This window comes from Janthinobacterium sp. PSPC1-1 (assembly GCF_049897625.1).
Classification (GTDB): domain Bacteria; phylum Pseudomonadota; class Gammaproteobacteria; order Burkholderiales; family Burkholderiaceae_D; genus Janthinobacterium; species Janthinobacterium tructae.
In genome coordinates this window covers 1,405,769-1,427,687 of the sequence record NZ_JAFCWP010000001.1, presented here as the reverse complement: position 1 = coordinate 1,427,687, position 21,919 = coordinate 1,405,769, and the positions used below count along the sequence as shown (strand labels likewise).

23 protein-coding genes are annotated in these 21,919 nt (G+C 63.5%); 11 read left to right on the top strand and 12 right to left on the bottom strand.

Annotated features, from left to right (window positions below):
• Positions 1-26 precede the first annotated feature (26 nt).
• Positions 27-1,565, bottom strand: coding sequence for a cryptochrome/photolyase family protein (locus ACP7EG_RS06320; RefSeq protein ID WP_426086898.1), 1,539 nt, complete (start codon positions 1,563-1,565; stop codon positions 27-29).
• 31 nt (positions 1,566-1,596) lie between these two features.
• Complete coding sequence (locus ACP7EG_RS06315; RefSeq protein ID WP_426086897.1) at positions 1,597-4,044, bottom strand: penicillin-binding protein 1A; 2,448 nt, start codon at positions 4,042-4,044, stop codon at positions 1,597-1,599.
• Between the two features lie 177 nt (positions 4,045-4,221).
• Between ACP7EG_RS06315 and ACP7EG_RS06310 the strand changes: the two genes are divergently transcribed.
• Positions 4,222-4,347, top strand: a complete 126-nt coding sequence (locus ACP7EG_RS06310; RefSeq protein WP_426086896.1) for a hypothetical protein — start codon at positions 4,222-4,224, stop codon at positions 4,345-4,347.
• Here the strand turns inward: ACP7EG_RS06310 and ACP7EG_RS06305 are convergent.
• From ACP7EG_RS06305 to folE2, 4 genes are all read right to left on the bottom strand, one after another.
• Positions 4,344-4,739, bottom strand: coding sequence for a hypothetical protein (locus ACP7EG_RS06305; RefSeq protein ID WP_426086895.1), 396 nt, complete (start codon positions 4,737-4,739; stop codon positions 4,344-4,346). The two genes, ACP7EG_RS06310 and ACP7EG_RS06305, sit on opposite strands and share 4 nt — an antisense overlap.
• Complete coding sequence (gene blaOXA, locus ACP7EG_RS06300; protein WP_426086894.1) at positions 4,736-5,563, bottom strand: class D beta-lactamase; 828 nt, start codon at positions 5,561-5,563, stop codon at positions 4,736-4,738. The genes ACP7EG_RS06305 and blaOXA overlap by 4 nt, the downstream gene beginning before the upstream one ends.
• An 86-nt stretch (positions 5,564-5,649) precedes the next feature.
• Entirely contained in the window at positions 5,650-5,817 is a 168-nt protein-coding gene (locus ACP7EG_RS06295) for a hypothetical protein (protein ID WP_426086893.1), read from the bottom strand.
• A 33-nt stretch (positions 5,818-5,850) separates the two neighbouring features.
• Positions 5,851-6,762, bottom strand: coding sequence for a GTP cyclohydrolase FolE2 (gene folE2 / locus ACP7EG_RS06290; protein ID WP_426086892.1), 912 nt, complete (start codon positions 6,760-6,762; stop codon positions 5,851-5,853).
• Between the two features lie 166 nt (positions 6,763-6,928).
• On the opposite strand from folE2, the gene ACP7EG_RS06285 reads away from it, so the two are divergent.
• Entirely contained in the window at positions 6,929-7,285 is a 357-nt protein-coding gene (locus ACP7EG_RS06285) for a VOC family protein (RefSeq protein ID WP_426086891.1), read from the top strand.
• Between the two features lie 79 nt (positions 7,286-7,364).
• Here the strand turns inward: ACP7EG_RS06285 and alkB are convergent, their stop codons facing one another.
• On the bottom strand, positions 7,365-8,027 hold the full coding sequence (gene alkB, locus ACP7EG_RS06280; RefSeq protein ID WP_426086890.1) for a DNA oxidative demethylase AlkB: 663 nt from the start codon (positions 8,025-8,027) through the stop codon (positions 7,365-7,367).
• Positions 8,028-8,121: 94 nt separating this feature from the next.
• Here alkB and ACP7EG_RS06275 point away from each other — a divergent pair, with 94 nt between their 5' ends.
• Positions 8,122-8,592, top strand: coding sequence for a heme-degrading domain-containing protein (locus ACP7EG_RS06275; protein ID WP_071077059.1), 471 nt, complete (start codon positions 8,122-8,124; stop codon positions 8,590-8,592).
• On the opposite strand, the gene ACP7EG_RS06270 is transcribed toward ACP7EG_RS06275, so the two are convergent.
• From ACP7EG_RS06270 to ACP7EG_RS06260, 3 genes are read right to left on the bottom strand one after another with little or no spacing between them, the layout of a single operon-like run.
• Positions 8,589-9,281 carry an aspartate/glutamate racemase family protein gene (locus ACP7EG_RS06270; protein WP_426086889.1) on the bottom strand — a complete coding sequence of 231 codons (693 nt, stop codon included), beginning with the start codon at positions 9,279-9,281 and terminating at the stop codon, positions 8,589-8,591. The genes ACP7EG_RS06275 and ACP7EG_RS06270 overlap by 4 nt on opposite strands.
• Before the next feature lie 15 nt (positions 9,282-9,296).
• A complete protein-coding gene (locus tag ACP7EG_RS06265) occupies positions 9,297-10,034 on the bottom strand; it encodes an SDR family NAD(P)-dependent oxidoreductase (RefSeq protein ID WP_096235720.1) in 738 nt (245 codons plus the stop codon).
• Positions 10,027-10,743, bottom strand: coding sequence for a GntR family transcriptional regulator (locus ACP7EG_RS06260; protein ID WP_426086888.1), 717 nt, complete (start codon positions 10,741-10,743; stop codon positions 10,027-10,029). Before ACP7EG_RS06260 ends, ACP7EG_RS06265 begins: the two co-directional genes overlap by 8 nt.
• A gap of 135 nt (positions 10,744-10,878) precedes the next feature.
• On the opposite strand from ACP7EG_RS06260, the gene ACP7EG_RS06255 reads away from it, so the two are divergent.
• The gene (locus ACP7EG_RS06255) at positions 10,879-11,331 is read left to right on the top strand and encodes an acyl-CoA thioesterase (RefSeq protein WP_426086887.1); all 453 of its coding nucleotides are present in this window, start codon (positions 10,879-10,881) and stop codon (positions 11,329-11,331) included.
• Here ACP7EG_RS06255 and ACP7EG_RS06250 read toward each other — a convergent pair.
• Positions 11,328-12,011 (bottom strand): YoaK family protein, encoded by a 684-nt coding sequence (locus ACP7EG_RS06250; RefSeq protein WP_426086886.1) that lies wholly within the window; start codon positions 12,009-12,011, stop codon positions 11,328-11,330. The genes ACP7EG_RS06255 and ACP7EG_RS06250 overlap by 4 nt on opposite strands.
• A gap of 189 nt (positions 12,012-12,200) precedes the next feature.
• Here ACP7EG_RS06250 and ACP7EG_RS06245 point away from each other — a divergent pair, with 189 nt between their 5' ends.
• Positions 12,201-13,565, top strand: a complete 1,365-nt coding sequence (locus ACP7EG_RS06245) for an amino acid permease (RefSeq protein WP_071077054.1) — start codon at positions 12,201-12,203, stop codon at positions 13,563-13,565.
• A 64-nt stretch (positions 13,566-13,629) separates the two neighbouring features.
• Here the strand turns inward: ACP7EG_RS06245 and ACP7EG_RS06240 are convergent, their stop codons facing one another.
• Entirely contained in the window at positions 13,630-15,264 is a 1,635-nt protein-coding gene (locus tag ACP7EG_RS06240) for a hypothetical protein (RefSeq protein WP_426086885.1), read from the bottom strand.
• A gap of 423 nt (positions 15,265-15,687) precedes the next feature.
• Between ACP7EG_RS06240 and ACP7EG_RS06235 the strand changes: the two genes are divergently transcribed.
• From ACP7EG_RS06235 to ACP7EG_RS06210, 6 genes are all read left to right on the top strand, one after another.
• A complete protein-coding gene (locus tag ACP7EG_RS06235; RefSeq protein ID WP_426086884.1) occupies positions 15,688-17,403 on the top strand; it encodes a methyl-accepting chemotaxis protein in 1,716 nt (571 codons plus the stop codon).
• 21 nt (positions 17,404-17,424) lie between these two features.
• Positions 17,425-18,051: an adenylyl-sulfate kinase gene (gene cysC / locus ACP7EG_RS06230; protein ID WP_426086883.1), complete on the top strand. Its 627-nt coding sequence runs from the start codon at positions 17,425-17,427 to the stop codon at positions 18,049-18,051.
• Positions 18,052-18,084: 33 nt separating this feature from the next.
• Positions 18,085-19,200: a sulfotransferase family protein gene (locus tag ACP7EG_RS06225; RefSeq protein WP_426086882.1), complete on the top strand. Its 1,116-nt coding sequence runs from the start codon at positions 18,085-18,087 to the stop codon at positions 19,198-19,200.
• A 137-nt stretch (positions 19,201-19,337) separates the two neighbouring features.
• Positions 19,338-20,696 (top strand): diguanylate cyclase domain-containing protein, encoded by a 1,359-nt coding sequence (locus ACP7EG_RS06220; protein WP_426086881.1) that lies wholly within the window; start codon positions 19,338-19,340, stop codon positions 20,694-20,696.
• Positions 20,697-20,861: 165 nt separating this feature from the next.
• The gene (locus ACP7EG_RS06215; RefSeq protein ID WP_426086880.1) at positions 20,862-21,365 is read left to right on the top strand and encodes a phage tail protein; all 504 of its coding nucleotides are present in this window, start codon (positions 20,862-20,864) and stop codon (positions 21,363-21,365) included.
• Between the two features lie 58 nt (positions 21,366-21,423).
• Entirely contained in the window at positions 21,424-21,915 is a 492-nt protein-coding gene (locus ACP7EG_RS06210) for a phage tail protein (RefSeq protein ID WP_426086879.1), read from the top strand.
• Positions 21,916-21,919 lie beyond the last annotated feature (4 nt).

Genomic DNA, 21,919 nt, shown 5'->3' with positions numbered 1-21,919 from the left:
GGTGTGCCGGACCAGATTGCCCTGTGTTACAGGGAATCGAGCCGGGCCAGCATCGTGGCCGCCTGCTGCCGGAAAGCCGCGATCGTCGCCGCGTCCATTTTCTCCAGCTGGCGATACGCCATGCCGATGCGGGGATTGCGTTCCAAAGTCTCTGCATTGCGATGGAAAAAATCCCAGTACAGGGCATTGAAGGGACAGGCGCGCTCGCCGACGCGCGCCTTTTTATCGTAATGGCAGCCTTTGCAATAATCGCCCATGCGGTCGATATACGCCGCGCTGGAGACATACGGCTTGGTCGCCAGCAGCCCGCCATCGGCGAACTGGCTCATGCCGACGGTATTGGGCAACTCCACCCATTCGAAAGCATCGATATAGATGCCCAGGTACCAGCCATGCACCCTGGCCGGATCGAGGCCGGCCAACAGCGCGAAATTGCCGATCACCATCAGGCGCTGGATGTGATGCGCATGCGCCTGTTCCAGCGACTGGGTGATCGCCTGCGACAGGCAATGCATCTTCGTCTTGCCATCCCAGAACCATGAAGGCAGCGGGCGCGTGTGGCCAAAAAAATTCTTCTCCGCATAGCCGGGCATATGCGCCCAGTAAACACCGCGCACATACTCGCGCCATCCCAGTATCTGGCGGATGAATCCCTCCACCGCAGCCAGGGGCGCATGGCCGGCGTGATAAGCCGCTTGCGCCCTGGCGACGACTTCGCGCGGGTTGAGCATCTTGACGTTCAGCGCGAACGACAGCAGGGAATGAAACAAGCGCCATGCCTTGCTGCTCATCGCGTCCTGGAAATCGCCAAAATGCGGCAAGGCCCGCTCGATGAAGGCATCGAGCTGCTGCAGCGCCTCATCGCGGTTCAGCGCCCACGCCAGCCGGTCGGCGTGGGGAGCGCCGAAGCTTTTCACGCCTGCGGCGACGATGCTTTGCCATAACGGGGAATGGTCATGCACGGTACGCGAGTCTTGCGGCTCGGCGGGCGTGCCGCGCCAGGGCTTGCGGTTATCGTGATCGAAGTTCCATTGACCGCCGACGGGTTTTTTCGCGTCTTCCATCAGCACCTTGTGCGTGCTGCGCATCTGGCGGTAGAAAAACTCCATCAGCCATTGCTTGCGTCCGGCGAAAATATCGGCAGCCTCATGGCGGGCCGTATAGAAATGCTCGCTGTCGACCATCAGCCAGGGGATGGTCGAGCGCCTTCCCGCCTGGTACAGCTGCTGGTCGAGGCGCCATTCGTCGGGTGCCTGATATTCGAAGGCGCAAGCGTCATAGTGACGAATCAGCGCTTCGATATTCTCCGGTATCGTCCGCGTGCTTTCCACCTCGTCGATGGCGATGTAATGCACGCTGTGGCCGAGCTGGCGCAGCTGGCGCGCCAGCTCGCGCATGGCCGCGAAGATCGCCAGGATTTTCTGCGCATGATGCAGCACATAATCGGTTTCCTGCCTTACCTCCATCAGGACATAGATGGTGGCGGCATCGACTTCGGTGAACCAGCGATGCTGCGCATTGAGCTGGTCGCCGAGTATCAGGCGCAGTGTGGGCTTGGGTGACATGATTGTCCTGTATCAATTACCATCGCGTCGGCTAAGCTTGCGGCACGGGCTGCGGCATAGGAGCGGGTGCCGGAGCGGGCTCCGGCACCGCCTTGCCATGCGTGTCCTGCTCGCCTTCGGCCGGCACTGCCAGCGGCGCTGGCGGCACGCCTTCCTGCAGCAAGTCTCCCGGCTCTTCCACCGGTTCGTCCTGCGGCTCATCGACCGGTTCCACATGGCGCAGCGGTGGCGGTGGCTTGCCGCCGGGGAAAATGGCGTCGCGCGACAGCTTGCCCGTGTCGAGCGCCGTCTTGAAGAAGTCGCCCACCACCAGCACGGCGTTGTGGCCGCCCTGGCCCCAGTAATTGCTGCGCATGGTGACGCGCGCGTCATTGAAACCCACCCAGGCGCCGCCCACCAGTTCCGGGTGCATCAAAATGAACCAGCCGTCCGCATTGTTTTGTGTGGTGCCGCTCTTGCCGGCCACGTCGGAGCGGATGCCGAAGCGGCTGCGGATGGCCGTGCCCGTGCCGCGGTCGATGACGCCGCGCATCATGTCCGTCAGCGTGGCGGCCGATGCCGCCTGCATGGCGCGCTGGGGCTTGTCTTCGCCAAAACGGGCGATGACCTTGCCTTCGCGGTCCGTAATGTGCGTGACGACGAACGGCAGGCGCGCTTCGCCCTGGGCCGCGATGCTGGCGTAGGCATTGACCATTTCCAATAAGGTAACGGGACTGGTGCCCAGCGCCAGGGACGGCACTTTTTCCAGCTTGCTGTCGCGGATACCGAGCGCGCGCGCCAGTTTGATGATCGGCGGCAAGCCGACGTCCTGCATCACTTGCGCCGTGATGGTGTTTTTCGAGTAAACAAGGCCGTCGCGCATGGTCATGTCGCGCCCCGTGGTGCCGCTCATGTCGGTCGGGCGCCATTTCGTGCCGTCGGCCGCCTTGATATCCATCACTTCATCGCGGTAGACGTGGTCGGGGCTCAGGCCCTTTTCCAGCGCCGCGCCATACACGATGGGTTTGAAGGTGGAACCGGGCTGGCGCGCCGCCTGCGACACGTGGTCGAATTGCTCGCGCGCAAAGTCGCGGCTGCCCACCCAGGCGCGCACGGCACCCGTGGCCGGGTCCATGGCCGCAAAACCCGCTTCCAGGCGCGTCTTCGACTTGCGCAGGGCCGCCATGAAGGCGCGGTCGCCCTTCAGCTGCGCCAGCGCGTCATCCGGCGTGCTGCCGGCCGCCGTCAGCTTGCGGTAGTCGCCCGACTCGCGCACGAAGGAATCGAGCAGCGCCGGATGCGATTTCCAGAAATAATCGAACGGTACGCTGCCAGCCTGCATGCCCGCGTACATGCCCGTCGAAGTAGACGATGGCACACCCGCGCGGCTCCATTCCACGTCGGCAATGGCCTGCAAGGCATTCGCCTGGCGTTCGACGGCGCGCTCGGCCGCCTGCTGCAAATCGTGGTCGAGCGTGGTGTGCACCACCAGGCCATCGCGCTCCAGGTTGTAATCGTTTTCGTCGGCCCAGTCGATCAGCCACTTGCGCACATAGGCCGTGAAATGGCTGTCCGATTGCGCGCGCTCGCTCTGGCGCTCGAAATGCAGGCGCAGCGGACGCTTGATCAACTGTTTATAGCGCGCCTCGTCGATGACGTCGTGCTTGCGCATCTGGCCCAGCACCACGTTGCGCCGCTGCAGGGAGCGCTCGGGATTGCCCACGGGATTGTAGTAATTCGTGCCCTTGAGCATGCCGACCAGGGTGGCGCTTTCCAGGATGTCGAGGCGCGAGGCGGGCTTGTCGAAGTAGGTGCGGGCCGCCATCTCGATGCCGTAAGTGTTGTACAGGAAAGGCACGGTGTTCAGATACGCTTCCAGGATTTCCGTCTTGCTGTAGGTGGCCTCGATTTTCAGGGCCGTGATCAGTTCCTTCAGCTTGCGGTTCAGGTTGCGCGAGCGGCCTATCTCCTCGGGGAACATATTGCGCGCCAGCTGCTGCGTGATGGTGGAACCGCCCTGGGGGTTGCCACCCGCCGTGTGCAAGATGGCGCCCGCCGTGCGCGTGAAATCGATGCCGTGGTGTTCGTAGAAACGGTGGTCTTCCGTCGAGATCAAGGCGCTGATCACGTTCGGCGAAATCTGTTTTAACGTGACCCGTTCCTGCAAGCCCTGGTCGAAACGCACCAGTTCCTTGCCGTCGGTGCTGACCATGGTGCTCGGTGCGGCCGCGCGCGCCTGGCGCAAATCGTGGATGCTGGGCGTCAGGGGAATCAGCAGCAGCAGGTACAGCGTCAACAAGGCCAGCAAAGCCAGGAACGACCACAGGCCCAGCACCAGCGCGCGCCGCACGGGCGGCAAGGTCATCAAGCGCGCATGGCCGCGCCGGTACAGCGCCACTGCTTTTACCCACGCCACGCCCGCCACACGAACGACCTGCGCGCGCACCTGTATCCACGCCTGCCGTGCTTTTTCCTGAAACTGCTCCATGCCTGATGCCATGCTTGTAACCTTGTCTGATGCCGGATGATCCGTTTCAGCAAGTATATAGGGCGGGCAATGTGGCGGGATGGAAATAAGTAAGCGGAAGTACGGAAGATGACCGGATTATTGCCAATACGTAAAACAATCAGTTAATATCGGCTGGCACTCCCGCCACACTCACTGATGGACGCCGCCATGCCCGCCCTGTCTGCACGCCAGCAACTGCAAGCCACCTTCCTTGCCGCCTGCGGCTTTGCCGTGTTTTGTTTTGGTATCCGGCTGGGTTATCAACTGGTCCATCGGCTTGTGTTGGGGGCCTAAGCGAGACAGGCATCGAGGCGCGCCAGCGTGACGCCGACAAACGCGCCCACGCAGCGCTCGTCATGCGTTGTAAACGGGTTTTCCAGCTGCAGCAGACCGCAATCGCAGACGACGGGGTCAACGCTGACGACGACGCCCAGCGCCAGGTAGCGCCAGCCGTCAAGCCGGCGCAGCCCCTGCTCCCGGCCCGGATTGGCGCGGAAGATGGCGTCCCAGTCGTCACGCTCGCTGGGCATGGGCGACAGTTCGAGCTGAACTTGCGTGCCGGCGGCCAGTTGCGCGCCGCCAAACTCGTCCATCACGTGCAGGCGCTGGCCAGCAACGTCGATGACGGCTTCCAGGTACGCTCCCTCGGAGGCGATGAAGGTGGCGGCGACGATGCTGGCCGTCACTTCTGCGCCTGCTCCAGCAGGGCCGGCAATTCTTTCAGCATCGCTTCGCGCGTGCGCAAGCCCGCCGATGGCAGGCCCTTCTGCTCGTCCTGCACCAGGCGCGCAAACACGATGCTGCGCTCGCCCTTGCTGGCCCAGCCCACGAACCAGCCGTAGCCATGCGCTTCGTCAAAGCTTCCGTCGGCCTTGCGCGGGAAGGCCGCGCCCGTCTTGCCATGCACTTGCCAGCCATCCACGTCCGCCAGACGCGTCAAGCGCTGCGTTGCCTGCATCGCCTGCTTCGCCTGCTTCGTCACGGGCAGCTGATAATTGACCAGTTTACGCAAGAAACCCAGCTGTTCCAGCGGAGAGATCTTCAGCGAAGAGCTGATCCACGAGCGCTCCAGGCTATTGTCCTTGCCCGGATCGCCCGACACATCCGCATTGCCATAACGCAAAGCCTTGGCGTACTTCTGGAAGCGCTCGGCGCCCAGCGCCTGCGTGATCTGCTGCGAATACCAGACGACGGAATACTGCATCCAGCGCGACGGGTCCGTATCCTGGCGCCACGCTTCGCCGCCCCAGTCCACATAGCCCTGGCGGTATGGCAGGGTCGGCTTGTGCTCATCCTTGAGGAAACCGGCGTCATAGCCCATCAGGCTGAGGGCGATCTTGAAGGTCGAGGCGGGGGTGACTCTGTCGATGCAATTACCCTCTTGCAACAAGACGGCGCCCGTCTTGGCGTCGGCCATGGCGGTGCAGATGGTGGCGGCCTGGGCCTGCGAGGCGGCCAGCGTGGCGCCTGCCAGGCCGAGGATGAACGGGAAGAATGCGCGGTATTTCATGGGCCTCCGGGGCTGGGGGAGAAGGACAAGGCGAGATTGTACCGGTCAGCGCGGCGCGATGCCAGCGCTGATGCAGCACCTGAGAGCTAGCGCCCCGCCGGCGCGCCCGGCTGGCGCTCCCGCTTCAAATGCTCCTCTTCCAGCTCGTCCATGCCCAGCTTTTCCTCGTCGATCAGCGCACGTTCGCGCCGTTCACGCTCCAGTTCCTGTTCCAGGCTGTCATCGCCCACTTCCCGCTCGATTTTCTCCGGCATGCTGTCCTCCTTCACGGTGGTTGAGTGAAAAACTCAGGCAAGCTGGCCCGCCTGCGCCACGGCGTCGTGCGGATGCAGGCTTTCCATATGCCGTACGGTAACACGCGCCTGCGCATGATGTTGCGCCAGCGCCGCCTGCACGCGGCGGGCCGCGTCTTCCACATACATCAGGTTAGCACCATTCAAGCGCGCGAACGCCTGCTCGTCGGCCCGTTTCACGGCCGTTTGCAGCGGCGTGGCCAGCGCCGCTTCCACCAGGTCGATCAGGGGAAACAGGTCCAGCTCCGCCTGTTCCGTCAATGCCACGCTGACCGTCGCCGTGCTGCGCTGGCTGTGCGGTGTGGCCAGGCTGGCGTGTTCCTGCAGCCAGCCGCGCGCGGCAGCGCCATCGATGCCGCCTGCGCCGAACTGCGCCGCAAAGGCATCGGCAAGCAATTGACGCGCCAGCGCCGCCGAACACGGACAGGTCGAGGAATAGCCGATCTCCACCGTCAGGGTCAGGGCAAAGCCCTGCGCAGAAACACTCGCCTGCAGGCGCACTGGATACGATTTCCAGCCCGACAGCCCCGCCGTCAACAGCGCCGGCTGGCGCCGCAGCACGGGGAACGCCAGCGCGAGGCGTGCCTGCGTGCTGCCGCAATCGGCGTGGCTGCCCACCATGCGTCGCAATACGGCGGCCAGCGCGCCCGCATCGAGCGGCTGTGCGGCGGCAAACGCATCGAGCAGCAGATACAGCCGCGACATGTGGATGCCCTTCACGTGCGGATCGGGCAAGTCCACCTGCACATCGGCCCACGCATGCACTTGCTGCGCCTGCCCGCCCTCTTCCAGCCACACGGGCAAGGCGATGCCCTGCATGCCGACCCATTCCAATGGCAAGGGGTGGCCCAGATGGGGACCGGCGGCCACATCGGGCAAGGACATCATTTGCTCATCGCGTTTCATTCGGAATCAACCTTAATATGCAAATCAATTGCATATAGTGAAGAAGTTTCCCCGCATTTGCAAGCAAGTTGCATATATTAAAAAAGGGGCAAGGTGCGCGCCCGCACGGAAGCGGCGAGCGCCCCGGCGCTATCCTGATTCCTGCCCTCGATCAAGGAGTATCATCATGCCCATCCTGAACGCCATCGCCAGCCTGGCAGTACGCGACCTGACTGCATCCAGCGCCTGGTATGCCAGCCTGCTGGACAAGGAAGCCGACACCCGGCCCATGCCGGAAGTCGCTGAATGGAAATTTGACCGGGGCGGCGGGCTGCAGCTGTACCAACAGCCCGAGCGCGCCGGGGGCGGATCCGTGACCCTGGCCGTCGACGATATCGATCTGCTGGCCACGCATTTGCAGCAGCTGAACGTGGCGCACGGTGCGCTAACGAGGACGGCGCAAGTGCGCACCATCATGCTCACCGACCCGGACGGCAACCATATCGCTTTTGCCCAGGTGCTGGGGCACGCGATGGCACGCTAGGCCATGTATCTGCTGGTCGTACTGGGTCTCGGCAGCGTACTGCAATATATTCTCAAGCCGGGTACGCCCTGGCGCCAGCTCAGCCAGCCTTGCGAAACGTCAGATTGATGCGCTGCGCGCCCAACAACGCATGTTCGCCCTCCTTCAAGGGCGCCACGCCGTGGAAGCGCAGGCGGTCGGCGCCGCCCCACACCACCACGTCGCCGTGCAGCAAAGGAATGCGGGCCACCCTGTCGGCCCGCTCGGCGCCGCCGAACAGGAAGGTGGCGGGCAGGCCCAGCGAGACGGAAACGATGGGCGCGGTGAAATCGCATTCATCGCGGTCCTGGTGCAGGGCCATGCGCGCACCGGGCGCATAACGATTGATCAGGCAGGCATCGGGCGTGAAGCCCGGATAGCCGGCCGCCAGCGCCGCCTGCTGCGCCAGGCGCAGGAACACGGGCGGCATCGGCGGCCAGGGGCGGCCGCTGGCCGGATCGAGCCGCGCATAGCGGTAACCGCGTCCATCCGTGATCCAGCCCTGAGCGCCGCAATTGCTCATGGCAACGGACATGCGCAAGCCGCCCGGCGTGGCCATGTGGCGCAGGGGCGCCGCCAGCACGATGGCGTCCAGCGCCGGCAGCAATTCATCCAGATACGCCAGCGCAAAAGCGCGCAGCAGGACCGACGCGGACGAACCGGGCACCAGCGGCGCGGGGCTGGCCGGAGCCTGGTCTTCATCGGCAAACAGGGACAGGTTCATGCCGCCTATTGTAGGCGCGGGACGGAAAAAGCGCGCGCGGCTGGTCCATGCTGCGCTACAGTAGCGTTTCCAGCCACTACCACCCGCCTCCACGATGGATCATTACGCCGATTTGCTGCAAACCCTCGCGCAACAGGAAGAATCCCTGCAATTCGAACGCTTCGACAACGACGCCGCGCTGGCCGTGGGCCTGTGGATCGTTGAAGAAGTGCGCAAGCGGGGCAAGGCCGTCACCGTGAACATCACGCGCAACGGACAAGTCCTGTTCCACCACGCCATGACGGGCGCCACGGCCGACCAGGCAGACTGGATACGCCGCAAGAACCAGACGGTGCAGCGCTTTTGCCACAGCTCCTACTACATGGGCATCTCGTATAAAAGCCGCGGCAGCACCTTCGAAGACGTGAAATACCTCGACGACATCGAGTACGCGGGCCACGGCGGCGCGTTCCCCCTGCTGATACGCGGCGTGGGACTGGTCGGCACGGTGAGCGTTTCCGGCCTGGCGCAGGCCGACGACCACGCGCTGGTGGTAGCGGCGCTGCAGGCGCAGCTGGAACGCTAAGCTGCCAGCGCCCGGCGCAAGGCGGCGCGCGCCAGCAAGCGCGTGGAATCGAGCGTCGGCAGCGGCGAATTGGCGTCGCTGATGATCAGCGGGATTTCCGTGCAGCCGAGGATGACGGCGTCGCAGCCCTGCTCGCGCAAGCCGGCGATGACGGCCTGGAAGCGCGCCACGCTGTCCGGTTTGATCACGCCGGGCACCAGTTCTTCCATGATGATGCGGTTGATCTCGCTGCGTTCGTCCTCGCCGGGCCGCACGCAAGCGATGCCGCGCGCGGCCAGCCGGTCCGGATACACGGCGCTGTCGACCAGCCAGCGTGTGCCCGTCAGCCCCACGCGGCGAAAACCGCGCGCGGCCGCTTCGGCGGCGACGACGTCGGCGATATGCAGCCACGGCAGCGGCGAACGGGGCGCCATCAGCTCGAATGCCTGGTGGATGGTGTTGTCGGGGCAGATCAGAAAATCGGCGCCGGCGGCGGCCAGCTTGCGCGCCGACGCCAGCATCAGTTCGGCCACGCCGGCCAGGTCGCCAGCATTCAAGCAAGCCACATAGCGCGCCAGCGACGGCGTGTGCAGTGTGACTTCCGGATGTGCATACGCTCCCAGCGCATGCGCGCCCTCTTCGCAAATCGTGCGGTAGCACAGGGCCGCGCCTTCGGCCGAGCAGCCGACGATGCCGATATGTTTGCTCATGATCTTCCTCCTTGATTAAATGCGCTGGCCGCCGTCGATGGGAATTTCCGCGCCCGTGATGTACGAGGCGCGCTCGCTGCACAGGAACTCCACCAAATCGGCCACTTCGGCCGTCGTGCCCAGGCGGCGCAGGGGGATTTGCGTGTCGACGATGTGCGAGGTGCCGGGCGACAGGATGGCCGTGTCGATCTCGCCCGGTGCGATGGCATTCACGCGCACGTTCAGCGGCGCCATGTCATTGGCCATTTCGCGCGTCAGCGACGCCAGCGCCGCCTTCGAGCTGGCGTAGGCGGAACCGGCAAACGGGTGCACGCGGTAGCCGGCGATCGAGCACAGGTTCACGACGGCACCGTGCGCATTCGACAATTCCTGCGCGAAGCCGCGCGTGAGCGCCAGCGGCGCAAAGAAATTCGTGTTGTACATTTCTTGCCACGTCTGCATGTCGGTGGTCAGCGAATTGACGCGCGCGCCGCCCGGCCCCTTCGGCGACACGCCCGCGTTGTTGACCAGCGCGTGCAGCTTCGAGTCGCCCAGCATGGGGCGCAGGGTGTCGACCATCTGCCCAATCTGGCTCAGGTCCGACAGATCCATGCACACATGCGTGTTGTGCTCCTGGCTGCGCGGGCAGCCGCCGGGAATCGGGCTGCGCGAGACGGTGATGACCCGCCAGCCCAGGCTGCGGAAGCGTTCGGCCACGGCGTGGCCGATGCCACGGCTGGCCCCCGTGACGATGGCGGTTTTTTGTTCACTCATGTTCTTCCTTGTTCTGTTCTCGTTCGGTTGTGCCGGCGTGGATGCGCTCCTGGCGCATGACATAGGCCAGCATCTGCGTCCCGCCGTCGAGGATGTCCTGTTCGATGGCGCGCCGCGCGGCCGCGCTGTCGCGCTGGCGCAGCGCGCTGATGATGGCGTGGTGGTGGCCCACCCGCATGTCGGGCGAAAAGCTGGCGTAGCCGGCGGCGATCAGGGGCGCCGTCTGCATCCACAGGTGGTCGACGAAGCGTTTCAAGGTCGGCATGCCGGCCGCCTGCGCCAAGGCCAGGTGAAACGCCTGGTTGCATTGCAGGGCCGCCGCCAGGTCATGCCGCGCGATGGCCTCTTCATTCGCTTGCAACAGGCGCTCCAGGTCGGCCAGGGTGGCGGCGTCGATGCGCTGCGCCGCCTCGAATGCGCCCAGCCCTTCCAGTTCCAGGCGCAGCGCGCGGATTTCCAGGTAGCGCGCCACGCTGAGCACGGGCACGCGAAAGTCGCGCGGCGAGCGCAGCACCAGCGCCTCTTCCTGCACCAGTTGCAGCATGGCGTCGCGCACGGGCGTGACGCTGGTACCGAGCTGCAGCGCCAGTTCGCGGATGCGCAGCCGGTCATTCGGCTGGAAGCGCCCGGCCGCCAGCGCGTCGCGCAGCATCACGTACACGGACTTGCCCAGGTTGACGTGCACCAGGCTGTCCAGGGAATGGTTCATAGGCATTTTCAGATTTTTCAGATTATGATGCATCATACATCAACGCATAAAACAGCGTTTTTCCAGACGTACGCCGTAGGCAGGAAACGCCGCCAGCACGTACAATCAGCCGCCATCGTATCGAAAGGATCGCACTTGAACTGGGATTATCCGCACGCCCACACCCTGCCCGTCATGCCCGAAGCGGGCGACATCGATGGCTTGCAGCATACGAACAACGCCGTGTATGTGCGCTGGTGCGAGCATATCGCCTGGCACCATTCGGCCACGCTGGGACTGGACCTGGAAGATTACCAGCGACTCGACCGGGCCATGGCGATACGCCGCGGCGAATACGACTACCTGCTGCCGACGCGGGCCGGCGAAGCGCTGACCCTGGCCACCTGGCTGTGCGCCAGCGACGGCCGCTCCAGCATGGAACGGCGCTTCCAGCTGATCCGCGACAGCGACGGCGCCACCGTCGTGCGCGCACGCTGGAACCTGGTCTGCATCGAATTGAGCAGCGGCCGCGCGCGCCGCCTGCCGCCCGAGTTTCTGGCCGTGTACGAACCGGCCATCGTGGCGGCGCGTCAACCGGTGCAGGTTTAGGCGGCCTGGCGTGCCGGCTCCAGCGCGATCAGCACCAGCAAAATGGCCAGCGGCACGGCCAGCGCCGCAAAACCCACGGCCAGGTAGGCAAAGGCGGCCAGGATGGCGCCCACGGCAAAGCCCATCAGAGGCCAGAAGCATTTGACGCAGCGCTCGCGCGTGGCGCCGTCTGCCGCGCCGCGCAGCACGTCGACCGTATCGATCACCAATTGCGTGACGTTGCCCGTCATCATGGACGTGGGCGCCAGGTGCGCCAGCAGCAACCGGCTGATGGCGCTGTGCGCCCCCATGGCCGCCGCGCCGAACAGGCCGGCCGCCATCGCCAGCGCGCCCGGCTCCGCCACCAGCGGTTCGGCCAGCACGCCAGACACCATGAAACCGAGCAGCAGCGCCAGCTCCAGCAGCAGCGCCAGGCGCAACGCCGGTCCGCCGCGGCGCTCGACCGCCACGCTCAAGAGCCGCGTCGCCGCCACGCCCACGATAAACGCAGGGAACGCCAGCAGCTTGAGCGCGATCGAGGCATGCGTGGCATTGGCCAGCGCCGCGCCGATCAGCACGAAGTTGCCCGTCACATGGGCCGTGAACAGGCCGAACAGGGCGACAAAGCCCAGGGTATCGACATAGCCGGCCAAAAAGCCCAGGCTGATGCCTTGCAAACGGCTGCGTTGCGCAAGCTGCATACACACTCCTTGAAATTTGCCATCATGATACCGTGCCGCCGGCGCAGCCTGCAGCGCTTTTGCACGCCGTTCGGCGAAGATGCGGGGCTTTTCTTGCGCCTCCGCAGTGCAACATGCATTTCGCTCCTGCTTTGCGCGCCCATGCTTTAGAATCAGCGACCTCAGCCCCGTAAAAACAGGATAAAACATATGACGGCAGTCGGGAATACCGAACCACAAGAGCTCAAGCGCGGCCTGAAAAGCCGCCACATCCAGCTCATCGCCCTGGGCGGCGCCATCGGCACCGGCCTGTTTCTGGGCATCGCGCAAACCATCAAGATGGCCGGCCCTTCAGTCCTGCTGGGCTATGGCATCGCCGGCGTCATCGCCTTCCTGATCATGCGCCAGCTGGGCGAGATGGTGGTCGACGAACCCGTCGCCGGCTCCTTCAGCTACTTCGCCGACAAATACTGCGGCCACCTGCCCGGTTTCCTGTCGGGCTGGAATTACTGGGTGCTGTACGTGCTCGTCAGCATGGCCGAACTGACGGCCGTCGGCATCTATGTGCAGTACTGGTGGCCGGGCGTGCCCACCTGGGTCTCGGCGCTGATCTTCTTTTGCGCCATCAACGCCATCAGTTTGCTGAACGTCAAGGCGTTTGGCGAAATGGAATTCTGGTTCGCCCTCATCAAGGTGGTCGCCATCATCGGCATGATCGTCTTCGGCGCTTACCTGCTCGCTTCCGGCGACGCGGGCCCGCAAGCGTCGGTGGCCAACCTGTGGCAGCACGGCGGCTTCTTCCCGAATGGCTGGCAGGGCCTGGTGATGGCCATGGCCGTCATCATGTTCTCGTTCGGCGGCCTGGAACTGGTGGGCATCACGGCCGCCGAGGCGGACGACCCGAGCACGACGATTCCACGCGCCACCAACCAGGCCATCTACCGCATCCTGATCTTTTACATCGGCGCGCTGGGCATTTTGCTGTCGCTGTACCCGTGGCAAAACGTCGTCACCGGCGGCAGCCCCTTCGTGCTGATCTTTCATGCGCTCGACAGCAACCTGGTGGCCACGGCCCTGAACGTGGTGGTGCTGACGGCCGCCCTCTCCGTCTACAACAGCGGCGTGTACTGCAACACGCGCATGCTGTTCGGCCTGGCCAAGCAAGGCAATGCGCCGCGCGCGCTGCTGCGCCTGAACCGCCGCGGCGTGCCGCTGGCGGCGCTGGGCGTGTCGGCCCTGGCGACGGGCGCCTGCGTGGTGGTCAATTACTTCATGCCGGGCGAAGCGTTCGAAGTGCTGATGGGCCTCGTGGTCTCGGCGCTGATCATCAACTGGGCCATGATCAGCTGGATCCATTTGCGCTTCCGCGCGCAGAAAAAAATCGAAGGCAAGACGACCTTGTTCCAGAGCCTGGGCTACCCATTCACCAACTACCTGTGCCTGGTCTTCCTGGCCGGCATTTTGGTGATCATGTACCTGACGCCGGGCCTGCGCATTTCCGTCTACCTGATCCCCGTCTGGCTAGGCGCCCTGGGCGTCGGTTACTGGATCAAGCAAAGCAAGGCCAAGGCCTGACGCGACACCTTCGCGCCAAAGAAAAAGCCCGCCTTCTTGCGAAGACGGGCTTTTTTTCTGCACGCTATGCGCCGGCTGATGCGCCGGCCGCCCCATTCTTGGCTTCCTGTGCTGCGGGCATGGCGTCCCCCTGCCACGGGCTGATCCACTGACCGGGATAGGATTGCAGCATGATATCGTCGTTCAGTGTCAGCAAATCCTGCTTGTGCTGCTCGGCCCTTCCCTCGACAGTCTGGTCCGTGGTACCCGTCTTGTAAGGCCACAGCAGCGTGAGCAAGTCGCGCTGCACGGAATGCTGGGTCGGCGTGGTCGTGTCCGACTCCAACTTGCCCATCACATATGTCATGACATGCGTGGACTGAGTGGCTGTTTGTTGCAGGCTCGCTTTGACCAGCTTGCCTTCCTTGTAGGCCAGTTGCGCATCGCTGCTGGCCGTGTCTTCGATCTGGTGGTAGGTGTAATTCTGTGATTCCACCGCTTCCGTCAAGCGCAACGGCACGCCGGGGATCAAGGGCATGTGGAAGCTGGCGCTCAGCTTTGATTGCTGCTGCTGCCGGATCGAGCGCTCGTCCTGGCTGGCGCCGGCCAGGGTCGTCTGTTGCGACAGTTCATAGTTGAAGCCATCCGTTTCCGCCAAGCGCATGGAATTGCTCGATTTCGGCGTTTGCGACACCGAAGCGCTGAAGTCCGCCATGCCGGTCAGGATCGCCTTGTCCTCGGCTGCCAGGCGCCACTTGCCTGCTGCCGGTACGCCGCGCGCATCCTGCGGCGCGGCGGCGTTGCTGTGCAAGGCGCCAAACGCATCCTTGAACATCGCCATCAGCGCCGGATCGCCATGGCCGCGCGACGCGGCCTGGCCGATCTGCTTCATATAACTGCCCATGGCCTTGGCCTGCTGCTCCTGGCTGCCAAGGGCATTGAGCTTGCTGGCGTCCACCTTCACGTCCAGCGAGCCGGCCACGCCCTTGAAGCTGACCTTGCGCTGCGCGCTGTCGGCCTGGAAGTCCAGCGTCTGCGTGCTTTGCGGCTCGGTGCGCACTTTCACTTCCGCGTGCAAGTTCACCGAGGCCAGCACGTTCTGGTCAAATTGCATCAGACCGCTCAAGCTGATCTTCGGCTGGCCCTGCGCCATGCCATCAATGGCTTCCTGGAAGGCCTGCGCCAGGCCGCCCAGCGCGCCGGCCTCGGTCTCGCTGAGTTCGCCGCTCGTGCTCATGCGCACGGCCAGGCCATCGTCCTGGCTATCGAGCGACAGCTTGACCTCCACGCCGCTCCTGGTGGTGATGCTGAGATTGACCTTGTCTTCGCCATTGCCGTGCAGGCTGGCCGCTTGCATGGCCCCGATGTCGCTATAGGTATTGGGTTCCATGCGCGGCGGCGATTGCTGTACCGCCTGCGACACATTGCGCACGCCCCCCTTGATCTGCTCCAGCAAGCTCGCACCCAGGCCGGCGAAACGGCCGCCAACCGTGCGCGAAAAAAAGTTTTTCGTCATTTGCTCGCTGACGCCATCTTGCGCAGGGCTTTCCCATATCTTGGGCGACGGCGTCAGGTCGACGGTGGCTTGCCTGCTTCCGATGGCAACGATGGAAGACGGACTTGGCGCCGGAGACGACGCGGCATCGGCCTTGTTGGCCGCGGCACTGAGCGCGCGGGACGGACTTGGATTCCAGCTCGGGATCGAGGAGACGGAGGTCATGGGTCTTATGCCTTGCTAAACGAGGATCGGTGGTTGAATAAAATATGCATAACCTTCAGTTTTTGATAACTATTTACCTTCGAGCACACCCAGGCTTTCACGGAGAAAGGGACGGGGCACATCTGAAACGCTAAGCAGACACAACTATAACGACGTGAAAGGTGAAATCATGAGCGCAAAGTAGCATGAAAATTTTTCATTCTTGATACAACTCACGCTGCGCCGCCACGCCCGAACTCGCGCGGGTTTGCCATCTAACTCAATTCGAACTGTTGCCGCCGGTAAATTTCTACTGTTGCTCAAATGCTGAATGTGACTATGTGTGACATTTGGCCTACCCGCAATCACTATGATCGTTGAGTGCTTCGCGATAAATCCGCATTAGCTTATGCGAAACGGCAAGCACGGCCTTAAGGAGGCAGCATGAGATTTCTGAACTTAACCATCGCCAAGCGGCTCGGCCTGGGCTTTGGCCTGGTCGCCCTGTTCCTGTTGCTGGTCATCGCGCTGGGACTGACCAGCATGCGGCAAATCCAGGACCGCATGGATGAAGCGACCAAGGTCAACAACGTCGAAACCAGGCTGGCCCAGACTATGGACTTGACAGTGACCGAGCGGGCGCTGGCGCTGCGCAATCTGATCTTGCTGAAGGAGGAGAAGGAAATCCAGATCGAGGTCGCGCGCATCGCGGAGCAGGAAAAAAAATACGCCGCCGCCCAGCAAAGGCTGGGGGCGATGTTCGCCAAGCTGGAAGGCACCTCGAGCGAAGAAAAAAGCCTGCTCGAACAGATCCGTACACAAAGCGAGCTGGCGGCCCCCTTCATTCAGCGGGCCGCCGCGCTGGCGCTGGAGCAGAAGCAGGACGATGCCTACAAGCTGCTGCGCTATGAATTCCGCCCCGTGCAAAAGCGCTGGTGGGAATTGCTGCGCACCTTGATCGCCGTCGAGGAAAAGCAGAATAACGAGGCCTCCAGCATGGCCGAGGCGGCCTATAGCCAGGCGCGCCTGGTGATGCTGAGCATCGGCTCGCTGGCGCTGCTCACCAGCCTGCTGGCCGCCGTGCTGATCACGCGCAGCGTGACGCGCCAACTCGGTTGCGAACCAGACGAAGCGGCGGCGATCGCCGGACAGATCGCCAGCGGCAACCTGGCCGTGCCCATCCATACCCGCGCCGGCGACACGCACAGCCTGCTGTACGCCATGCAGTCGATGCGCGACAGCCTGGCACAAATCGTCCAGCAAGTTCACGCCAGCACCGAGACCATCGCCACGGCGGCGGGACAAATCGCCATGGGCAACCTGGACTTGTCTTCGCGCACGGAGCAGCAGGCCAGCACGCTGGAGCAAACCGCTTCGTCCATGGAAGAACTGACCAGCACCGTGCGCATCAACACCGACCATGCGCGCCAAGCCAACGGGCTGGCCGAATCGGCTTCCGATGTCGCCACCAAGGGCGGCGCCGTGGTGGCGCAGGTGGTCGACACCATGGCGGCCATCGATGTCTCGGCGCGCAAGATCGTCGACATCATCGCCGTCATCGACGGCATCGCCTTCCAGACGAATATCCTGGCGCTGAACGCGGCAGTCGAAGCGGCCCGCGCCGGGGAACAGGGGCGCGGCTTTGCCGTGGTGGCCACCGAGGTGCGCAACCTGGCGCAGCGCTCGGCCGCGGCGGCCAAGGAAATCAAGGACTTGATCGGCGACTCGGTCGACAAGGTCCAGGCCGGCAACCGGCTGGTGGAACAAGCCGGATCGACCATGCACGAGGTGGTCGCCAGCGTGCGGCGCGTCACCGGCATCATGTCTGAAATGATGTCCGCCAGCCAGGAACAATCGGCCGGCATCGAGCAAATCAATATGGCCGTGACGCAAATGGACAATGTGACGCAGCAAAATGCGGCCCTGGTCGAAGAAGCTGCCGCCGCGGCGCAAGCGATGCAGGAACAGGTCAACAGCCTGAATGATGTGGTCAGCGTCTTCCGCGTGGGCAACATCGCCGGTGGCCGCGATGCGGGACTGCGTGTGGTCAGCCGTCCGCCACCGCCACCGCCGCTGGCGGCACGACGCCCGCCCGCCACGCCAAAGCCACCCCGTCCGGCCGTCGCCAAGCCCAGCGAAATCGAGTGGGAACAGTTTTGAGCCGGCAACGGGGAGTGGCACATGGGTAAACTGGAACAGATCGCCGCTGCGGGCCACGTGGCGACGCACATATTCCCGCATACGGGCCATATCGGCAAGGAACAGCGGGGGCCGCTGGCCGGCCAGCGGGCTGCGACGCTGTGGCTGACCGGCCTGAGCGGCGCAGGCAAGTCGACGCTGGCGTACGCGCTGGAAAGGCGGCTGCTGGCGGCGGGCCGCCTGAGCTGCGTGCTCGACGGCGACAATATGCGGCACCACCTGAATGGCGACCTGGGCTTTTCTCCGCGCGACCGCCAGGAAAACATCCGCCGCGGCGCCGTCGTGGCCAGGCTGATGAACGACGCCGGCATGATGGTCATCTGCGCCTTCATCTCGCCGCTGCGCAGCGACCGCGACATGGCGCGCCAGATCATCGGCAGCGACGATTTTATGGAAGCCTACATCAGCACGCCATGCGCGCTGTGCGAGGAACGCGATCCCAAGGGACTGTACAAAAAAGCGCGGGCCGGACTGATCCCGGCATTTACGGGCGTCTCCGCGCCCTACGAAGCGCCGCTGGCGCCGGCGCTGACGCTCGATACCAGCATGCTGTCGCTGGAACAGGCGTGCGAACGGCTGTTCCAGCAGCTGTGCCCGCGCTTCATCTGATGCCGCGCACCCACCTGTTCGAGGAATGATGCGATGAGCAGCCACCACCCCGGCGACGGCGCGCGCCCGCAGCCTGTCATGATGATCCCCCTGCGCCGCTGCGGCAGCCATGCCCTGCGCCTGCGCCTGAACCTGTCGCCGCAGTTTTATTCACCATATCCGCTGCACCTGGTCGACATGATGCCGCTGCTGCCCCTGTACGGCGACTTGCGCGACGACCGCGCCTACTTTCGCCTGGTGGTCGACGTGGTGGGCCTGGCGGCGGTCAGCATGGTCAAGTGGCAGGGGGTCGTCTTCGATCCGGTGGAAGTGTTCGAAACACTGCGCGGCCAGCCGCGCAGCATCCACCGCGTGGCATGGGAGCTGCTGCTGCGCGCGGGCGAACGCCGCCAGGCGCAGGTGGTGATGGACAAGTCGCTCGACAGCGTGCACTACGCCGACGACATCGTGCGGCTGTATCCGCACATGCTGTTCCTGAACATGGTGCGCGATCCGCGCGCACAAGTGGCGTCGATGAACCGCGCCATCATCCACGATTTCGACACGCTGCTCAATGCCAGGACCTGGCTGGCCGCCCACACGGCTGCCGACCATGTCCTGCAACGCTATCCTCAGCGCGTGCTGACGATACGCTATGAAGATTTCCTGTCGCGGCAACAAGAGACGCTGGAAACGGTATGTGACTTTCTCGGCATCGCCTTCCTGCCGCAGATGCTGGACGTGGCCGCGTCGGCGGAAGCGCGGCACATCGCACAGTTGTCGTCGCTGTGGTCGGCCAACTGCCATGCGCCGATCGCGGCCAACATCGACAAATTCAGGCAGCAACTGTCGGACGATGAGATCAACCTCATCGAAACGCTCGCCGGCCCGTACATGGACCGCTACGGCTACACGCGCCTCTGCCGCGGCGACGCCGGCATCACGCCCGCGCTCATCGAACTGGCGGGCAGGCGCTCGGCGCAAGGACGCGAACGCGCCTGGCGCGCCCTGGAACAGGATAACTTCCGCGATTACGTGCTGCGCCGCTGCCGCGCCGACTATCTGGCCCAGCTGCAGGCACGCCTCAGCCAGAGCGGCGGCGCGCCGGACAGCGGCGCCATCGTCACGCTGGATCAACTCGACCCGGACGCGTTTGTCGTCGATGATTGACAGGCTGGCGCCGACACCTGCTCCGCAGCGGCATGCCGCCGTCGCTGCCGGCCCGGCAAGCCGCGATCAACGCTCTTTGTTTTCTAAAAACAACAATTTCAATATCGATCGGCAATGTCCACTAGAATAGTGAACATATGAAACATCTGATTAGCGCGCCGGTCGCCAGCTTCACCGATTTGCTGCTCGACGCCGTGTGCATGGTCGATGTGAATGGACGCTTTGTCTTTGTCAGCGCCGCCTGCGAACGTATCTTCGGCTACACCCAGGAAGAAATGATCGGCATGGTCATGCTCGACCTGGTCGCGCCAGCCGACCGTCAGCGCACCATCGCGGCGGCGCAGGCCATCATGAACGGCCATGCCCAGGTCCACTTTGAGAACCGCTACACCCGGAAAGACGGGCGAGTCGCGCACATCATGTGGTCGGCCCGCTGGTCCGCCACCGACCAGCTGCGCGTGGCGGTGGCGCGCGATATCACGACGCTGAAACAGACGCAGGCGAAGCAGGCGGCGCTGTACGCCATCTCCGAGGCGGCGCATGCGACCGAGGAACTGCCGGCCCTGCTCCAGCGCATCCACCAGATCGTCCGCGAACTGCTGCCCGCCTGCGGCCTGACAGTCTCCCTGCGCGACGAGCACGGCCAGCACTTGCACCATGCGCAGCAGGAACTGGACGGCACGCCGGCAACGCACGCCGCGCTGGCGGGCCTGCTGTGCGAAGAAGTGCAGCACAGCGGCCGCGCCTTGCTGATCGAACCGGGCCAGCTGGCCGGCTTGCCACCCGCCTTGCAGGCAGCCGCTGGCGACCTGCTGGAGTACTGGCTCGCCGTCCCACTGCAGTCGTCGCGCGGCATCATCGGCGTGCTGGTATTGCAAAGCGGCCAGGGCGCTGCCACAGGCAACGAACACGAGCTCGATTTGCTGCAATTCGTCGCCAAGCAACTTGCCATCGCCATCGAGCGCAAGCAACTGCAGAGCCGCATGCACTTCATGGCCATGCACGATGAACTGACCCGCCTGCCGAATCGGCGCCTGTTCCATGACCGCCTGCAGACGGCGTTTGCGCGTGCCCAACGCCATGATGGCCGGCTGTCGCTGCTGTTTCTTGACCTGAACCGCTTCAAATTAATCAATGACCACTACGGCCATGCCTGCGGCGACCTGCTGCTGCAGGCCGTAGCGGGCCGGATCAGGGCTTGCCTGCGTGAGACCGATACCCTGGCCCGCCTGGGCGGCGATGAATTCGTCGTGCTATTGGAAAACAATCCGCTGTCGGTCGATGTGATGCTGATCGAACGGAAAATCCACGCGGCGCTGGCCACTCCGCTACGGCTTGGCGATGGCCGCCGCCTGCGCATCAGCGTCAGCATCGGCGTCGCGCACTACCCGGAACACGGCGAGAATATGCAACAACTGCTGCGCCACGCCGACCGCGCCATGTATGTCGCCAAGTCGCCATCGCTGACACCGGAATATCCGCACGCACCGGAATAACATCCTGGATGTCAGTAATCAAAAAACGCACCCCATCACAAGAAATTTTATTTGATCTACCACAATAAAAAGAGTGGAATTATTATCAACTTCTGATAAAGTCAGAACGCAACAAATCATGAGCATTTTCTTCTTTTTTATATTGATCAAATATAGGAGTCGTTTATGTCTGAATGTTATGTGGGCGAAATCCGTATGTTTTCGGGAAATTACGCGCCGCTTGGCTGGTTGATGTGCGATGGACAATTGCTCAGCATTAGCGAAAACGATGTGCTGTATTCGCTGATCGGCACTACCTATGGCGGCGATGGCAGAACGACGTTCGGCCTGCCAGACCTGCGCGGCCGCGTGCCTATTCACACCAGCAGCACCCACCTTTTGAGCCAGAAGGCAGGTACTGAAACCGTCGCCCTGGGATCGCAGCAAATACCGCAACATACCCATGCCGCCGCAGCACAGAAGGCGGCCGGCACCTTGGCCAGTCCGACCAACGGCGTGTGGGCGACGACGAGCACGAATAACTATGCCACGGCCACCAGCGGCTTGACAAACATGAATTCGGCAAGCATTTCCCCTGCCGGCAGCACGCTGCCGCACGACAACATGATGCCCTTCCTCGCCCTCTCTTTCATCATCGCCACCAGCGGAATATATCCAACCCGGCCATAAACCTATGCTGGGCGAGTAAATATTATTTATACCAAACAAATGATAAGGAGAGCGCTTCATGGAACCGTTTTTGGGTGAGATACGGCTGTTCAGCTTGGCTTATGCCCCGAAAGGATGGGCGGCATGCGAGGGGCAATTGCTGGCAGTACAAAGCAATGCCGCCTTGTTTTCCCTGCTGGGCACTTTATACGGCGGCAATGGCAGCTCCACTTTCGCCTTGCCTGATCTGCGCGGCAAGGTTCCCATCTATTGCGGCACAAGCTATATTCAAGGCAAGGCCGGCGGCGCAGAAACGCATACGCTGCTAACGAGCGAAATGCCGCAGCACACGCATACAGCGCACGCCTCCACCAGCGCCGTCGATGTAAGCTCACCCAAAAATGCCACCTGGGGCAATTTCCCCGCTGGCTATGCCGCCAGCGCCGACACCACGCTCAACGCGGCAGCGATCGGCAGCGCCGGCGGCAATCAGCCACACAACAATATGCAACCCTATCTGGCGCTCACTTTCTGTATCGCCGTTCAGGGCATTTATCCACCACGACCATAAAAAA

Excerpts from the sequence above, each read along its gene's own strand:
- ACP7EG_RS06215 (WP_426086880.1), top strand. The coding sequence starts at position 20,862 with ATGTCTGAATGTTATGTGGGCGAAATCCGTATGTTTTCGGGAAATTAC.
- ACP7EG_RS06270 (WP_426086889.1), bottom strand. The coding sequence starts at position 9,281 with ATGAGCAAACATATCGGCATCGTCGGCTGCTCGGCCGAAGGCGCGGCC.
- ACP7EG_RS06265 (WP_096235720.1), bottom strand. The coding sequence starts at position 10,034 with ATGAGTGAACAAAAAACCGCCATCGTCACGGGGGCCAGCCGTGGCATC.
- ACP7EG_RS06320 (WP_426086898.1), bottom strand. The coding sequence starts at position 1,565 with ATGTCACCCAAGCCCACACTGCGCCTGATACTCGGCGACCAGCTCAAT.
- cysC (WP_426086883.1), top strand. The coding sequence starts at position 17,425 with ATGGGTAAACTGGAACAGATCGCCGCTGCGGGCCACGTGGCGACGCAC.
- alkB (WP_426086890.1), bottom strand. The coding sequence starts at position 8,027 with ATGAACCTGTCCCTGTTTGCCGATGAAGACCAGGCTCCGGCCAGCCCC.
- ACP7EG_RS06315 (WP_426086897.1), bottom strand. The coding sequence starts at position 4,044 with ATGGCATCAGGCATGGAGCAGTTTCAGGAAAAAGCACGGCAGGCGTGG.
- ACP7EG_RS06225 (WP_426086882.1), top strand. The coding sequence starts at position 18,085 with ATGAGCAGCCACCACCCCGGCGACGGCGCGCGCCCGCAGCCTGTCATG.
- ACP7EG_RS06295 (WP_426086893.1), bottom strand. The coding sequence starts at position 5,817 with ATGCCGGAGAAAATCGAGCGGGAAGTGGGCGATGACAGCCTGGAACAG.
- ACP7EG_RS06260 (WP_426086888.1), bottom strand. The coding sequence starts at position 10,743 with ATGAACCATTCCCTGGACAGCCTGGTGCACGTCAACCTGGGCAAGTCC.
- ACP7EG_RS06235 (WP_426086884.1), top strand. The coding sequence starts at position 15,688 with ATGAGATTTCTGAACTTAACCATCGCCAAGCGGCTCGGCCTGGGCTTT.
- ACP7EG_RS06220 (WP_426086881.1), top strand. The coding sequence starts at position 19,338 with ATGAAACATCTGATTAGCGCGCCGGTCGCCAGCTTCACCGATTTGCTG.
- ACP7EG_RS06245 (WP_071077054.1), top strand. The coding sequence starts at position 12,201 with ATGACGGCAGTCGGGAATACCGAACCACAAGAGCTCAAGCGCGGCCTG.
- blaOXA (WP_426086894.1), bottom strand. The coding sequence starts at position 5,563 with ATGAAATACCGCGCATTCTTCCCGTTCATCCTCGGCCTGGCAGGCGCC.
- folE2 (WP_426086892.1), bottom strand. The coding sequence starts at position 6,762 with ATGAAACGCGATGAGCAAATGATGTCCTTGCCCGATGTGGCCGCCGGT.
- ACP7EG_RS06310 (WP_426086896.1), top strand. The coding sequence starts at position 4,222 with ATGCCCGCCCTGTCTGCACGCCAGCAACTGCAAGCCACCTTCCTTGCC.
- ACP7EG_RS06285 (WP_426086891.1), top strand. The coding sequence starts at position 6,929 with ATGCCCATCCTGAACGCCATCGCCAGCCTGGCAGTACGCGACCTGACT.
- ACP7EG_RS06250 (WP_426086886.1), bottom strand. The coding sequence starts at position 12,011 with ATGCAGCTTGCGCAACGCAGCCGTTTGCAAGGCATCAGCCTGGGCTTT.
- ACP7EG_RS06240 (WP_426086885.1), bottom strand. The coding sequence starts at position 15,264 with ATGACCTCCGTCTCCTCGATCCCGAGCTGGAATCCAAGTCCGTCCCGC.
- ACP7EG_RS06275 (WP_071077059.1), top strand. The coding sequence starts at position 8,122 with ATGGATCATTACGCCGATTTGCTGCAAACCCTCGCGCAACAGGAAGAA.
- ACP7EG_RS06210 (WP_426086879.1), top strand. The coding sequence starts at position 21,424 with ATGGAACCGTTTTTGGGTGAGATACGGCTGTTCAGCTTGGCTTATGCC.